This is a genomic window from Mycoplana sp. ABR4_002 (assembly GCF_056159645.1).
Window position 1 is genome coordinate 1,569,341 of sequence record NZ_JBSWVO010000001.1, and the last position, 13,909, is coordinate 1,583,249.

Genomic DNA, 13,909 nt, shown 5'->3' on the forward strand with positions numbered 1-13,909 from the left:
AGCGGTAAAATTGGAAGGGCCGGCAGCGATGCCGGCCTTTTTCGTCTAAAACCCTGTGAAAACCCCGGAATTTCAGCGTTTGCAGCGGAAATCCAGTTGCGGAGCCAAGGTCGATGCGTATTCTGCCCACGACTTATGTTTGAGTCGTTTCGAACCGTATGAAAGGGGTGGAAACATGAACAAGAACGAACTCGTCTCCGCAGTGGCCGAGAAGTCGGGTCTCTCCAAGACGGATGCGGCATCGGCTGTTGATGCTGTATTCGAGACGATCCAGGGCGAACTCAAGAACGGCGGCGACGTGCGCCTCGTCGGTTTTGGCAACTTCTCCGTATCGCGCCGCGAAGCCTCGAAGGGCCGCAACCTTTCGACCGGCGCCGAGATCGATATCCCGGCCCGCAACGTGCCGAAGTTCTCGGCCGGCAAGGGTCTGAAGGACGCCGTCAACGGCTGAGCCTGATCGCCGTGGCCGGGACCGGTTCGACCGGTCTGGCCGGCGTGCATCAAAAGATTGAGGGTCCGGTTGTCCGGACCCTTTTTCGTTGTTGTCTGTCGTGCATCTGTCATGTGCCTGTCATCGCAGTGTAACAGGCCAGGCCCAGAAACCCCGGGTTCCAGAAATTCAGGATCCCGGAGGATTTGATGAAGTCCCGATCGCTCGTTGCCGCGCTTGCCGCCGTCCTGGCCGCATCCGCTGCGTCCTCGGCTCTTGCCGAACCTGTGTTCAATCGCATTGCCTCTTTCACCGTCATCGACAACCTGCCGGAAGGCGCAGACCCGAAGACGGAGTCGTCCGCGGAAATCATTGCGGCGACCGAGGACGGCAACACGCTCGTCTATTCCGACAGCCCGCTGAAGGCGGTCGGCTTCATCGACATCACCGATGCGAAGGCTCCGAAGGCCGGCGGCTCGGTCGCCTTCGAGGGCGAGCCGACGTCGGTTGCCGTCGCCGGCAGCAAGGCGCTCGTCGCCGTCAACACCAGCAGGAGCTATGTCGAGCCGTCCGGGATGCTGGCGACGGTCGACCTTGGCTCGAAGGCGGTCGAGGCCACCTGCGACATCGGCGGCCAGCCGGACTCGATCGCGCTGAACAGCGACAGGACCCTTGCCGCGATCGCGATCGAGAACGAGCGCGACGAGGACCTCAACGACGGGGCGATCCCGCAGATGCCGGCCGGCGACCTCGTCATCCTCGCGCTCAAGGACGGCGTGCCGGATTGCGGCACGCTCAAGCGCGTCGCGCTCACCGGGCTTGCCGAAGTCGCCGGCGAAGATCCGGAACCGGAATTCGTCTCCTTCAACGGCCAGGACGAGATCGCCGTGACGCTGCAGGAGAACAACCACATCGTCATCGTCGATGGAAAGACGGGTGCGGTAAGGAGCCACTTTTCGGCCGGCACCGTCGACCTGGTGGGCATCGACACCAGGAAGGATGGCGCCATCGCCCTGACCGGAAAGAAGGAAGGCCAGAAGCGCGAGCCGGATGCGGTCAAGTGGCTGGACGACGAGCGCCTGGTGGTGGCCAACGAAGGCGACTACGAGGGCGGCAGCCGCGGCTTCACCATCTTCGACAAGGCCGGCAAGGTGCTCCACGAGAGCGGCCCGTCCTTCGAGCACGCGATCGTTTCGGTCGGCCATTATCCCGACAAGCGCAATTCCAAGGGCGTGGAGCCTGAAGGTCTTGAGGCGGCGGCCTTCGGCGAGGACAAGCTGTTCTTCGTGCTGTCCGAGCGCGGTTCGATCGTCGGCGTCTACAAGGACACCGGTGCGGAGCCGGAACTGCTGCAGCTCCTGCCGTCCGGCGTCGGTCCGGAAGGCGCGGTCGCCATTCCCGGCCGCAATCTCTTCGTCACCGCCAACGAGACCGATCTCGGCGAGGACGGCCTGGCCCGTTCGCACGTGATGATCTACGAGCGCGCCGAAGGCGTGGCCGCCTATCCGCAGATCAGGTCGGCCGACAAGGACGGACTGCCGGTCGGCTTCGGCGCGCTGTCCGCCCTCGCGGCCGACAAGAACGAGCCGGGCAAGCTCTTTGCCGTCAGCGACTCGTTCTATTCGTCCGATCCTTCGATCTTCACCGTCGACGCAACGCAGACGCCGGCGGTCATCACCGACAAGCTGACGGTCACGCGCGACGGTGCACCGGCGCAGAAGCTCGACCTCGAAGGCATCGCCACAGACGGGGAGGGCGGCTTCTGGCTCGCCTCGGAGGGCAATGCCGACAAGCTCTACGCCCACGCCATCATCCACGTGAACAAGAAGGGCGAGATCAAGAAGGAGATCGCCATTCCCGCCGAACTGCGTGCCGGCGAAACCCGATTCGGCTTCGAAGGCATCACCGTCGTGGGCGAGGGCGAGGACACGGTGCTGTGGATGGCGGTCCAGCGCGAGTGGAAGGACGACGAGAAGGGCTTCGTCAAGCTCGTCTCCTACAAGCCGGCGACGGAAGAATGGGGCGCGGTGCGTTATCCGCTGGAGGCGGCGGGCGAGGGCTGGGTCGGCCTTTCCGAGATCACCGTCCATGGTGACCACGCCTATGTCATCGAGCGCGACAACCAGATCGGCAACAATGCCAGGCTGAAGAAGCTCTATCGCGTGGCGCTCTCCGAACTTAAGCCGGCCAAGCTCGGCGAGACGCTACCGGTCGTGAACAAGGAAGAGGTCCGCGACTTCATCCCCGACCTGAATGCCCTGAACGGCTACCTTGTCGACAAGGTCGAAGGCTTTACCGTCGATGCCGCCGGCAATGGCTACGTCGTCACCGACAACGACGGCGTCGACGACTCCTCGGGCGAGACGCTGTTCTTCGGCATCGGCTCGATGAACGCGATGTAGGTCCGCGTATCGGGCGCACACCAAGACGGCCGGGCGCAGGTGCTTCCGGCCGTCTTTTGTGTTCGGTCGTGGATGCGGGAATGCCGGCGACCGGTCGCTGTTACCGGCAAGGGTGGCATCGGCGAGAAGGGATGTGTTCAGACCGCTTCGAGTGGCGATCCTGCCGGCTGGCCCTCGTTGCGGGCGCGCTGGAGTTCTTCGGTGCGCGCGCTGAGACAGCGCAGGATCTCGGACAACTGCTCCTTCTGCTCCTGGCTCAGAGCATCGAAGATGGCCTCGATCGTCTTGTGCTGGGGCTGCTGCGCGGCGTTGATGACGGCAAGTCCGGTCTCGGTGATGGAGACGATCTTGGCCCGGCGGTCCTTCGGGTCTGGGTCGCGCACGACGAGCTTGTCGCGCTCGAGTCCGTCGATGGCCTCGGTAACCGTGCGCGGCGCAAAGCCGAGGGCGGCGGCGATGTCGGTCGATCGCTGCGGACCCTGGCAGGACAAGAGCAACAGGAACTTGCTGCGGGCGAGCGAGACGCCCTCGTCCATCATGCACTCGTTCACCAGGCGGCTGACCTGATGGTAGAGCTTGAACATGCCCTGGGCGATGTCGATCGTATCGTTCATGAGGGGCAATATAGGTATAGTGAGGGACCATGTCAAAAGAAATGCCGCGCATTTCCGGCGCCCGGTCGCCCAAGATTTACGCTGCTGCCGCGACATCCGCCGATGCGGCCTCGCAGTTCCGCAGGGTGGTGCAATTATCCGAGTATAACCCTCCCGCCGAGCGGATCGAGCATTGACCGGGCCGGCGGACCCGGGGATGGTCGGGCATGCCCTTCCGCTTCGTCCACACCGCCGATGTGCATCTCGACTCGCCGATTGCCTCGCTGGCGCTGCGCAACGAGGAGCTGGCGGATCTCGTGCGCGGCGCCTCCCGCCGTACGCTCGAGCGGATCGTCGACCTCTGCATCGCCGAGCGCGTCGACGCGCTGCTGGTCGCCGGCGACCTCTATGACGGCTCGCAGACCTCCATGGCGACCGCGCTCTATCTCGTCGGCCAGATGCGGCGGCTGGAGACGGCCGGCATTCGCGTCTTCATCATCCGCGGCAATCACGATGCGCAGTCGCAGATCACCCGCGAGCTGACGTTTCCCGCCAACGTCCACGTCTTCGACGGGCGCGGCCGTCCGCTGCAGGCGGGCTCGCTGGCCGACGGCCGCGCGGTCCACGTGCACGGGATCAGCTTCGGCCAGCCGCACGCGCCGGCGAGCCTGCTTCCGGGCTACAGGCCGCCGGTCGCGGACGCGATCAACATCGGCATGCTGCACACCAGCCTTGCCGGCGCGGGGCGGCACGACAACTATGCGCCCACGAGCGTCTCCGACCTCGCCGCCCACGGTTTCGACTACTGGGCGCTCGGCCATATCCACCGCCGCGCCGTCCATGCCGAACAGCCGATGGTAGTCATGCCCGGCATTCCGCAGGGGCGCGACATCAACGAAGCCGGGCCGAAGTCGGTGACGCTGGTCACCGTCGGCGACGACGGTGTGCTGGCCGCCGAGGAGCGGTTCCTGGCGGTGGCCGAGTTCGAGCGGCTTGCGGTCGACCTGACGGGGGCGCAGGACTGGCCGGCGATGCTGCAGCTCGCCCGGACCGCGCTCGGACAGGCAAAGGGCCGCGCGCGTGCCGACCAGCTCATCTGCCGGATTTCCCTGACGGGCGCGACCCCGCTCGGCTGGCGGCTGCGGCGCGACCAGGACCTACTCGCGGCCGAGCTCCAGGCCGTTGCCGACAGCCTCGGAGGGTGCTGGATCGAGACGGTCGAACTTGCCGTCGGGCAGGCGCAGGCGGCGGATGCGCCGGTCGACTTCGGCGCGCTGTCGGAGCTGGCCGCGATCATCGAACGCGAGGTTCTTCCATCGCACGCCTACCGGGAGGAGCTGCGTGAAACGCTCGCGGCGGTGATGGCGCAGTTGCCGCGCGATGTCCGCGACCTGCTCGGCGCGGACGAGGAGGGCGAGGAGGCGTTGCTGGCGCTTGCCGCCGAACGCGGGGTCGCCGACCTCCTGCCGCGGCTCGCGGCGCTGCGGGAAGGAGACGGCGTCTGATGCGCCTCAACCGCCTCGACCTCGCCCGTTACGGCAAGTTCACCGACAAGCGGCTCGACTTCGGGGCCGAGCGCCCGGGCGTGCCGGACTTCCACCTTGTCTACGGACCGAACGAGGCCGGCAAGTCGACGCTCTTTTCCGCCTATCTCGACCTGTTGTTCGGCATCGAGGCGCAGAGCGCCTACGGTTTCCTCCACCCCTATCCAACCATGCGGATCGGCGGCGACGTCACGGTAGGTGGCGTGCACCACGAGGTCGCCCGGCTGAAGCGCCGGCAGGGTTCGCTGGTCGGCCCCGACGACCGGATGCTGCCCGACAGTCTGTTCGACGCGGTGCTCGGCGCGATGGATCGGCAGGCCTACCGGATGATGTTCTCGCTCGACGACGACAGCATCGAACGTGGTGGCGAGGGGATCCTCAAGAGCGAGGGCGAGCTGGGGTCCCTGCTGTTTTCCGCCAGTTCCGGCCTGTCGGACATGGGCCAGGCGCTGGAGCAGGCACGGGTGGAGGCGGACGCCTTCTACCGTCCGCAGGCGCGCAAGCACGAGTTGGCGGCGCGCAAGGCGGAGATCGAGGCGCTGCGCGAGCAACGCAAGGCGCTCGACATTGCGGCGCGCGAATACGGCGCGCTGACGCGGCAACTGGAATCCTCGGCCGGGCGCTACGACGAGGCGTTTCGGGCGCGCACCGCCACCCGGACAGCAATCGAGGAGCTGGAACGCCGGCTGGCGGCGATCCCGCTTTTGCGGCGGCTGCGGGAGATCCGCACCCGGCTCGCCGAATTTGACGCTGGCGAGACGCCGCCGAAGGAATGGACCGGCCTCGTTGGCCAGTTGCAGCGCGACGAGGCGGAGCTTTCGGCGCGCGGCGAGCGGCTGGCCGGCGAACTGGCGCGCCGCTGCGCCGCGCGCGAGGAAGTGACGCCAGATCCCGACGTGCTCGCCGTGGCGGCCGACATCGAGGCGCTTGCCGGGTCCGATCTCGGGGCACGCTACCGCACCGCCACGCTGGATCTCGCGGGCCGCATGACGGAGCGCGACCGGCTCGACGCGGAGATCGCCGAAAAGCAGGGCCTGCTCGGCCTCGCCGGCGCCGATCCTTCGAGCCTGCTGCTGCGGCCCGACAAGGCTGAGGCGCTGTCGGCGCTGGTCTCCGCGCGATCCGGTCTCGTCGAGCGCCTTGCCGCCGCGCGGCGCGAAGCGGAGGAGGCCGCGCGCGGCTGCGAGGCTGCCGGCGCACGGCTTGCCGCATTGGGGGCGGGCGAGGCCGAGGCGGGCGCAGAGGAGACGAAAGCCACGTTGCTGACGCTGGTGCGTGCCGCAAAGCTGAACGCGTTGACGACACGCCTGCGCGAGGCCGAGCGCGAGGCGGCGGTGGCGCAGGCGGCGCTTGCCGGCGCGCTGGACCGGCTGCGGCCGGGCATTGCCGAGATCGAGGGTCTGCGCGCGCTGGAAGCGCCCGGCCGCGAGACGGTCGAGGCTCTCCGCAACGGCGTGAGCCGAAACACGGAGAGGGCCCTGAAGCTGGCAGAGCAGGCGCGCGCCGTCTCGCTCGACCTGTCGACGCAGCGCTCCGGTCTGGAGCAGATGCGCCGCAGCGAAACGCTGGTCAGCGACGAGGAAGCCGACGCGCTGCGGGCGGCGCGCGACGCGGCCTGGCAGGCGCATCGCGCCACGCTGGACGCCGCCAGCGCCGAACGCTTCGAGCGGGCGCTTGCGGGCGACGATCGCGCCAGCGCGCAGCGCCTGGCGCAGGCAGACCGGCTCTCCGAGGCGCGGCTGCTCGAAAAGGCGATCGCCGAGCACGAGGCGCGGCTTCAGGTGCTGTCGGGCGACATCCGCCGCACGCGCGCGGAGCGGGCGGCGCTCGCCGGCCAGGTTGCGGTGATCGCCGACCGCCTCGGTCTGCGCGCGGCCGGCGATTCGGGCACGACACGCAGGGAGGATGGCAGGAACCGGCCGGCCGCAGCAGCGGCCTCCCTGAGTGCGGCCGCTCTGACGCCGAAAAGCGCCATCATCCTGACGGAGGAGGCCGCCCCGCTCGATCCCGTCAATGAAGGGGTCGGCTCCGACGAGGTGCTTGCCGAACTCGACGCCGTCGAGCGATGGCTCGACCGCCGCACAGCGGCGCTGGAAGCGGCCGACCTTTTCTCTCAGCGCCAGGCCGCGCTCGCGATCGTGGCCAAGGAGGCGGACGAAATGGCGCGCCGGCTGGCCGCGGCGCTCGGCCGGCAGCCGGCGGAGGTCGGGGCTGCGGTCGTCGACGAACTTCTGCTGCGGGCCGAGGACGAGGCCACCGCGCTCGGCGAGCGCCTGGCTGCACGTCGCGCTGCGCTGGAGGGGGTGGTGCTCGCGCAGCAACGGCGCAGCGAGCGCGAGACGGCCAGCAAGGACGCCGAAGCGGCGATGGCTGCCTGGCAGGCCGATTGGGAGCAGACATGCGCGGGCACCTGGCTCGCCGCCGCCGGCATAGCGGCAGACGCGGAGCGCGCGGTCGCGCTGCTGCCGCTGATCCAGGCGATCTCGCGGCTGGTCGATACCCGGCGCGAGCTCGACCGCCGCATCGACGCCATGCGCCGCGACCAGGCCGAGTATGGCCGGATCGCCGGAGCATTGACGGAGAAGCTGGCCGCCGGGCCGACGGACGACCCGCTCGGCGCGGTAGCGGCGCTGGTGCAGCGGTTGCGGACGGCGCGGGAGGGAGAGAGCCAGCGCGCGCGCCTCGGCGAGGAGATCGCCGCGCTGGAACAGGAAGCGCGCGAGCAGGACCAGCGCCGGGCGGTTCACGAGCAGCGTGTGCGCGAAATCCTGATGGCGCTCGGCTGCGAAACGCTGACCGATGCGTCCTTTGCCTTGCAGCGCTACCGCGAGCGTGAGGACCTCCGGGAACGGGCCGACGAGGCAGCGCAAGATCTGGCGCAGGCCATGCTGGCCTCGAGTGCCGAGCAGGCCGAGGCGGCGCTGGCGGCGACCGACGAGGCCGAACTGGCCGCGGAAAGGGCGCGCCTCCGGGCGGTCCACGAGGAACAGGATCACGAGGTCCGCGAACTGCACGCCGCGCGCCTTAAGGCCGCCGACGCATTGGCCGCGATCGGTGCCGACGGATCGGCCGCCGCGCTGGAGGAGCGCCGGCAGACGCTGGTGCTCGACCTCGCTGACCGCGCGAGGGGGTACCTTGCCGCGCGCGCGGGCATTGCCGCGGCGGAGGCCGCACTCAGGCTCTATCGCGAGCGGCACCGCAGCGCCATGATGCGCCAGGCCTCGGACGCGCTCCACACCATCAGCGGCGGCGAATACACCGGCCTCGCGACGGTGGTGGAGAAGGATCAGGAGGTTCTGGTGGCAACGGCAGCCGGCGGCGGCTCGAAGCTGGCGCGCGAGATGTCGAAGGGGACGCGGTTCCAGCTCTATCTGGCGTTGCGCGTCGCCGGCTATCACCAGGTCGCCGCCAGCCGTGAGATCCTGCCGTTCATCGCTGACGACATCATGGAGACGTTCGACGACGACCGCGCGCTCAACGCCTTCCGGCTGATGGCGGATATGTCGAGGGTCGGGCAGGTGATCTACCTGACGCACCACCAGCATCTGCGCGACATTGCCCGGACGGCCTGCCCCGACGTGGTCATCCACGAGCTATGACATAGCTGGCGGTCAGGGCAGATCCCCGCCGATGAGCAGCAGGACGGTGAGCGCCACGGCAAAGGTGGCGCTGCCAACGACGGCAAGGGCCACGGCGGCGCAGGCGAGGCCGGCGATCACCCAAAGCCCGTCGCGCTCGAGGATGCCGAAGGCGGCGAGCGAAATGGCTAGGGCCGGCAGGATGTTGCCGAGCGGCATCGGCAGGAACAGCACGACCGCGAGGATCAGGCAGACCGACCCGACGAGGTATTCCGCCGGCGGGCGGGCGAGCAGGCTCAGGCGCGGACGAAGGAACTGCTCGGCCCGCAGCAGCCAAGGCATCAGGCTGTTGACGATGGCGGCGAAATCAGCGGTAGCCATCGACCGGTTGGCGATCACCTTCGGCAGCCACGGGCGCAGCCCAAAAGTCATCTGCGCCGCGAGCACGACAAGGGGCGCGCCGGTGATCGCCGAGGTGCCCGGTAGGGTCGGCAGGATGTTCGGCAGCGCGAAGATCAGCATCAAGGCTCCGAAGGCGCGATCGCCCATCGCGGCGAGCAGGTCGCCCACGGAAATGCGATCGCGGGCCTTGTCGGCGGCGAGACGGCCCAGGACAGTGGAAACCCGGATCCGCTCTTCGCCCTTGCGATCGGCGCCGCGCCGGCCGACGGCCTGGGGCATATCGTCGATCATGTCTTCCCTTCATGGCGAGTCACCGTTGGTTCCAGGAGGCTACGTTGCCAAGATCACCATGATGTAACAACGGCGGGCCGGGTGCTGCGGGCGTGGTGCCGTGCCACAGCCTGGTGGCCAGCGCGCCTCACGTCCCTTGCCGGCGCGGGTGCGACCCGAGCGACCGGCGACAATGCCGGCTTCGGGGTTGACTTGACCGGCCGCCAATGGTTCTTGGCACGGTGTTTCGGCCGTGCCGGAAGCGTTTATGGCAAGCGACAGCATGACGGATGGACTGCATAGCGGCGTGACGGAAAGGCAGCGAGGCGTCCTCGGGGCCCTTGTGCTGATGCTCGCGCTCGTCGTCGGCCAGTTCGTCACGCTCGAACGCAAGGTCGCCTTCCGCACCGGCGCGGATCCGGCAATGACGCGGGCCTCGCCCGGCAAGGCGGCCGACCGCGTGCCGCAACCGGAGCGGCCGCTATCGGCCGGTGGCGGTGCGGCCGGCAAGGACAGCTGGATACTGTCGCATGGCACCGAGCGGCGCGTGGCGAAGGCCAAGGCGTCCGGCGCCGGCGGCGATCCTGCGGCCGCGCAAGCTTTCCTTGCTCCGCCCCGTCCCGATGCGTCCGCGGCTCTGCCCGAGGCAGGCGCCGTGGTATCATTCGGCGTCATGGCGCCGGCCGGCTCGCCGCGTCACGATTATGAGGGCAGGGCGCCGCCGGCGCCGATCCTCTGAGGCCGGAGCGGCCAGAGCCGGCGCCTCGGCGCCGCAATTTCCGACGATACCGGAGCAGGGGGCCCACGGCCCGGCGCTCCATCGCACATGAAGCGGATTTTTCCATGCGCACATCAAAATGGGCCCTTCTGGCCTATATCGCCATCATCGTCTTCGGCGTTTTGACGGCCGTTCCCAACATCCTCACCCCGGCCCAGCAAGAGCGGTTCGGCGGCTACCTGCCGGCCAAGCCGGTAACCCTGGGCCTCGACCTGAAGGGCGGCTCGCACCTGGTCCTCGAAGTCGACGCGGCCGCGCTGACCAAGGCGCGCATGGACACGCTGCTGAGCGACGTCCGCGGCATCCTTCGCACTGCCGGCGAGCGCGCTTCCGCCGCGCGCCTGAACGGCAACGCCCTCGTCGTCACCCCGTCCGACCCGGCCGCCTTCGACAAGGTGCTGCCGGAGATCCGCAAGCTGGCCGCGCCGGCCGGGACGCTCGGCTTCGGGACCGACGCTCCGGACATCGACGTCCAGACCGCGGGCAACGTGATCAACGTCACCCTGACCGAGGCCGGACTGAACGAGCGCATGAACGCGGCCGTCGACCAGAGCCTCGAGATCATCCGTCGCCGCGTCGACCAGGTCGGCGTCGCCGAGCCGCTGATCCAGCGCGTCGGCGGCGACCGCATCCTCGTCCAGCTGCCCGGCCTGCAGGATCCGACCCGGCTGCGCCAGCTGCTCGGCTCGACCGCGCAGATGAGCTTTCACATGCTCGACGCCTCCGTCGATCCCAATGGCGTCGCCCCGCGCGGCGTGACGATCCTGCCGGGCGCCAATGACGGCCAGAACTACGCGATCGAGGACCGCGTCGCGATTTCCGGCGACCGTCTTGCCGACGCCAAGGCCGGCTTCGACCAGCGCACCAACGAGCCGATCGTGTCGTTCACCTTCGACACCACCGGCGCCCGCCAGTTCGCCGACATCACCAAGGCCAATGTCGGCCGTCCCTTCGCCATCGTCCTCGACGGCAAGGTGCTGACCGCACCGGTCATCCGCGAGCCCATCCTCGGCGGTCAGGGCCAGATCAGCGGCAACTTCACGCCGCAGGAAGCGACCGTTCTGTCGGCCCTGCTGCGTTCGGGCGCGCTGCCGGCTCCGCTCACCATCATCGAGGAGCGCACCGTCGGCCCGAACCTCGGCAGCGACTCGATCCGCATGGGCCTTTACACCGGCCTCGTCGGCCTTGCCCTCGTCGTCGCGCTGATGGTCGGCCTTTACAGCGCCTGGGGCCTGATCGCCGTGGTCGGCCTGATCCTGCACACCATCATGACCATCGGCGTGCTGGGCCTGCTCGGCTCGACGCTGACCCTGCCGGGCATCGCCGGCATCATCCTCGGCATCGGCATGGCGGTTGACGCCAACATCCTCATCAACGCCCGCATCCGAGAGGAAACGTCGACCGGGTCCGGCGCGATGAAGGCGCTCGACGTCGGCTTCAGCAAGGCCTACGCCACCATCGTCGACGGCAACATGACGACGCTGGTCGGTATGCTGCTGCTGTTCATGTTCGGCAGCGGGCCGGTACGCGGCTTCGCCATCACCATGATCATCGGTCTTGCGATCTCGATGTTCACCTCGATCACGGTCGTGCGCCTGCTGATGCGCGAGGTCGTCGTCCGCCGCAAGATGAAGAAGATCGAGATCCATTCGATCCTCGGCGCCATCCGCAGCATCCCGAGCTTCTCCTTCATGCGGGGCCGCTTCGTCGCGATCGGCGTGTCGGCCTTCCTGTCGATCAGTTCGATCATCCTGTTCTTCACGCCCGGCCTGAACTACGGCATCGACTTCGTCGGCGGCATCCAGGTCGAGGCGACCTCGAAGACGCCGATCGAGCTTGCACCGCTGCGCGCGAAGATGGAGTCGCTGAACCTCGGCGAAGTGGCGCTGCAGGAATTCGGCCATGGCGCCTCGGTGCTGATCCGCCTGCAGCGGCAGCCCGGCGGCGAGGAGGCGCAGACCGCCGCGCTGAACGAGATCCGCCAGGGTGTCGCGGAGGTGATTCCCGATGCGAGCTTCGAGCGAACGGAAGTCGTCGGCCCGACCGTCAGCGGCGAACTGGCGCGCTCCGGCTTCATCGCCGTGGGCCTCGGCATGCTCGCCATCCTGATCTACATCTGGTGGCGGTTCGAGTGGCACTTCGCAGTCGGCGCGATCGCGACGCTGATCCTCGACGTGACCAAGATGATCGGCTTCTTCGCGCTGATGCAGATCGACTTCAACCTGACGGCGATCGCGGCCGTGCTGACGCTGATCGGCTACTCGGTCAACGACAAGGTGGTGGTCTACGACCGCATGCGCGAGAACCTGCGCAAGTACAAGTCGATGCCGTTCTCCGACCTGATCGACCTGTCGATCAACCAGGTGATCATGCGATGCATCTTCACCTCGGTGGCGGTGGCGATCTCGCTGCTGCCGATGGCGATCTGGGGCGGCGACACGGTCAAGCCCTTCGCCTGGCCGATGGTCTTCGGCGTCATCGTCGCGACCTCGTCGTCGATCTATATCGGCGGCCCGATCCTGCTGTTCCTGTCGCGCTGGTGGAAGGACCGCGAGGGCAGCCGCCTGCCGACCGCGGCTACGGCCGAGGGGCAGATCATCGAGCAGAAATAGCAAAAGGGGCGCTTCGGCGCCCCTTTCTGTTCATGTCGGATCTCTGGCTTTGTCCCGGGCGGGATCGGCCGGTGGTCTGTGCCGGTCAGTCGAACCGGCCCGGCGCGAAGGCCGCCGGATCGATCCCCTCCCGTTCGAACGCCTCGGGCAGGGGGGTGCCGGTTAAAAGGCAGGCCGCGAGCCGGCCCAGCGCCGGCGAGGTGAGGATGCCGTAGCCTCCCTGCCCGGCGAGCCAGAAGAAGCCGGGCTGGTCGGCGGCGCGACCGACGACCGGAAGGCGGTCGGCGGAAAAGCTGCGCATGCCGGCCCAGCTGCCGGAGACGCGGCCGACCGACAGCGTCGTCGCCTCCTCCAGATAGTGGGCGGCATAGGCGACGTCGATTTCTTCCGGTTGCACGTCGGCCGGCTCGCAGGGCGTCTCGTCGGCAGGGGAGGCGAGCAGCCGTCCGGCATCCGGCTTGAAGTAGTACGTCTCGTCGATCTCGTTGATTTCGGGCAGCGCGCCGACGTCGATGCCGGCCGGGACGTCGATGGTGATCGCCGTACGCCGGTGCGGGACGATGCCGGCCGGCTTGACGCCGCAGCGCGCGGCGATGGTGTCGGCCCAGCCACCGCCGGCATTGACGACGATGTCGGCGGAGAAGGATCCGGCCGAGGTCTCGATGGTCCAGGGGCCATCCTGTCGCCGCGCCCCGTGGAGCTCCGCGCCTGTGACGAGCTGCGCGCCGGCGCGCCGGGCCGAGCGGGCATAGCCCTGCAGCAGGGCATCGACGTCGATGTCCCAGTAGTCCGGATCGTAATAGGCGGCGGTGACGTAGGACGGGTCGAGGAAAGGCACGCGTCGAACGGCCTCGGCGACCGAAAGCGCCTCGACGGCTGCTCCGTCTGCCTCGGCCTTGCGGCGGGCCCGCTCCACCGTCTCTTCCTTGCCGGCGGTGCCGATCCAGAGGCTGCCGCGCGCCGTCAGCAGTGGCACGGACACGAAATCCTGGGGCGGGCCTGCCATGAAGGCGTGGCTGACACGCGCCAGCGCGTTCACCTCCGGCGCGTTGTCGCGCAGGGTGAATTCGGCGGCCGAGCGTCCGGTGCTGTGATAGCCATGCGCACCCTCGCGCTCGAGCACGACGACGCTGCGCGCCGTTGCCAGGAAATGCGCCAACGACAGGCCGGCAATCCCGCCGCCGACTATTGCCACCTCGAAATGCTGCATGGTTGCCACCCTCTTGCGATGCCGTTCCCGGGCGAACGGCCCGGGACTGTCCGTCCGTGTCTACGGAAGGCGTGACCGCTGTTCAAATTT

The 13,909-nt window shown here is 68.5% G+C and carries 9 protein-coding genes; 6 read left to right on the forward strand and 3 right to left on the reverse strand.

Translation table 11 applies throughout. From position 1 onward, the window contains the following. The first annotated feature begins 175 nt into the window (after nt 1-175). Together hupB and ACXAGF_RS07515 are read left to right on the forward strand one after the other, a co-directional pair. A complete protein-coding gene (gene hupB / locus ACXAGF_RS07510) occupies nt 176-451 on the forward strand; it encodes a DNA-binding protein HupB (RefSeq protein ID WP_108001199.1) in 276 nt (91 codons plus the stop codon). A 188-nt stretch (nt 452-639) separates the two neighbouring features. After that, entirely contained in the window at nt 640-2,832 is a 2,193-nt protein-coding gene (locus ACXAGF_RS07515) for an esterase-like activity of phytase family protein (protein ID WP_475015742.1), read from the forward strand. 137 nt (nt 2,833-2,969) lie between these two features. Here the strand turns inward: ACXAGF_RS07515 and ACXAGF_RS07520 are convergent, their stop codons facing one another. Beyond that, complete coding sequence (locus tag ACXAGF_RS07520) at nt 2,970-3,446, reverse strand: MarR family winged helix-turn-helix transcriptional regulator (RefSeq protein WP_475015744.1); 477 nt, start codon at nt 3,444-3,446, stop codon at nt 2,970-2,972. A 206-nt stretch (nt 3,447-3,652) separates the two neighbouring features. Between ACXAGF_RS07520 and ACXAGF_RS07525 the strand changes: the two genes are divergently transcribed. Both ACXAGF_RS07525 and ACXAGF_RS07530 read left to right on the forward strand, forming a co-directional pair. Next, complete coding sequence (locus ACXAGF_RS07525; RefSeq protein WP_475015746.1) at nt 3,653-4,930, forward strand: metallophosphoesterase family protein; 1,278 nt, start codon at nt 3,653-3,655, stop codon at nt 4,928-4,930. After that, nucleotides 4,930-8,568 carry an AAA family ATPase gene (locus ACXAGF_RS07530; RefSeq protein ID WP_475015748.1) on the forward strand — a complete coding sequence of 1,213 codons (3,639 nt, stop codon included), beginning with the start codon at nt 4,930-4,932 and terminating at the stop codon, nt 8,566-8,568. Before ACXAGF_RS07525 ends, ACXAGF_RS07530 begins: the two co-directional genes overlap by 1 nt. Before the next feature lie 12 nt (nt 8,569-8,580). Here the strand turns inward: ACXAGF_RS07530 and ACXAGF_RS07535 are convergent, their stop codons facing one another. Then, a complete protein-coding gene (locus tag ACXAGF_RS07535; protein WP_475019233.1) occupies nt 8,581-9,159 on the reverse strand; it encodes an exopolysaccharide biosynthesis protein in 579 nt (192 codons plus the stop codon). A gap of 328 nt (nt 9,160-9,487) precedes the next feature. Here ACXAGF_RS07535 and ACXAGF_RS07540 point away from each other — a divergent pair, with 328 nt between their 5' ends. Both ACXAGF_RS07540 and secD read left to right on the forward strand, forming a co-directional pair. Then, on the forward strand, nt 9,488-9,958 hold the full coding sequence (locus ACXAGF_RS07540; RefSeq protein ID WP_475015750.1) for a hypothetical protein: 471 nt from the start codon (nt 9,488-9,490) through the stop codon (nt 9,956-9,958). Between the two features lie 104 nt (nt 9,959-10,062). Continuing rightward, entirely contained in the window at nt 10,063-12,609 is a 2,547-nt protein-coding gene (gene secD / locus ACXAGF_RS07545; protein ID WP_475015752.1) for a protein translocase subunit SecD, read from the forward strand. 85 nt (nt 12,610-12,694) lie between these two features. On the opposite strand, the gene ACXAGF_RS07550 is transcribed toward secD, so the two are convergent. Next, the gene (locus ACXAGF_RS07550) at nt 12,695-13,819 is read right to left on the reverse strand and encodes an NAD(P)/FAD-dependent oxidoreductase (RefSeq protein ID WP_475015756.1); all 1,125 of its coding nucleotides are present in this window, start codon (nt 13,817-13,819) and stop codon (nt 12,695-12,697) included. Nucleotides 13,820-13,909: the final 90 nt, after the last annotated feature.